The 1212-nt window shown below is 40.2% G+C and carries 1 protein-coding gene; it reads right to left on the bottom strand.

Annotated elements, in window-relative coordinates:
- Positions 1–25: 25 nt before the first annotated feature.
- Positions 26–982: an IS110 family RNA-guided transposase gene (locus ACHUGF_RS17955; RefSeq protein WP_394133301.1), complete on the bottom strand. Its 957-nt coding sequence runs from the start codon at positions 980–982 to the stop codon at positions 26–28.
- Between the last annotated feature and the right edge of the window lie 230 nt (positions 983–1212).

Here is a 1212-nt window from a genome sequence, read left to right as displayed (position 1 = left end):
TAACAAGAGACTATGGCGTCAATAGCTAATTTTGAGCTTTTGGCGCTTGCCACATCACACCATCTCTCAGCATTGAATTTAATGTCACCACCATCTTTCTTATACAGGCAATAATGGCGACTTTTTTAGGCTTTCCAGCCTCAACTAATCGCTGATATGTTGCTTTAAATACAGGGTTTGATTGAATGGCTGACATCATGGCCATGTACAAAACGGTTCTCACTTGATGCCGTCCACCTTGAATTTTTCTTTGACCTTTAAATCGACCACTTTCTTTATTCATTGGAGCGACACCGACTAATGAACTGGCTTCTTTATTGTTGATATAGCCAAGCTCAGGTAGATTACTGATGATGCAAGCTGCTGCAATTTTGCCTATGCCTTTCATGCTTTGTAGGATGATATTTTTAGCTTGATAGTCAGGGTTAGACTCGATGAGTTGAACGATTTTAGCTTCTATCTTTTCAATTTGTTTCTTGTACACAGTCAGGATAGGTTTAATCGTCATAGCCAATTCTTTAGGCAAGATTTGAAGCCGGTTTTTCTCCATCGTTTGCATGGCTAGAATTTGATTACGCCTTGAGACTAAATCACTCATAGCTTGCATGGCATCAGGCTTTAGTGTTGAAAGGTTTGGTTTAATAGCCTCGCCATAGTGAGCGATAAGCTGTGCATCTAGCTTATCCGTTTTAGCACGTTGACCAATTGCGCCTGCAAAGCGTTTAATGTGTATTGGGTTGGCAATTACGAACGGTAACTTAGCGTTAGCACAAGCGATAATAAAAGGCATCTCAAGGCGGCCTGTGGCCTCAATAATAATCCTTTCAGGTTGGTGCTTTTTGATGATGCTTACAGCTTTGATAATACCTTTATCATCATTTGAAACGCTGAAAAAGATATCGAGTGGTCGTATATAAATATCGAGTTGAAACTTGCCCGTATCGACACCGATGTTAATGTTTTGATTAGAATTTGATTTCATAATAAGCTAACTCTTGCTTGCATAATGCGGGTTCGAGACCCAGTAGACTATTCGAGTGTATTGCTTGGAGTCCTTTGTCGCGTTCTTTCTTGTTATCGGTCTCTCAATAGAGGAGCCATCGCTCAATCGAACTACGACAAGGAAAGCTTTAGTTGCAGCTAAAGCCTGGGTCTCACATTACCCGAAATAGGGAATTAATTGTTAATTAGGTGGGTTTATTATCCATACAA

The sequence above is a fragment of the Shewanella maritima genome, assembly GCF_043643735.1.
GTDB classification, from domain to species: Bacteria; Pseudomonadota; Gammaproteobacteria; order Enterobacterales; family Shewanellaceae; genus Shewanella; species Shewanella maritima_A.
The sequence above is the reverse complement of the archived record's forward strand: the minus strand, read 5'-3'. Positions and strand labels throughout refer to the sequence as shown.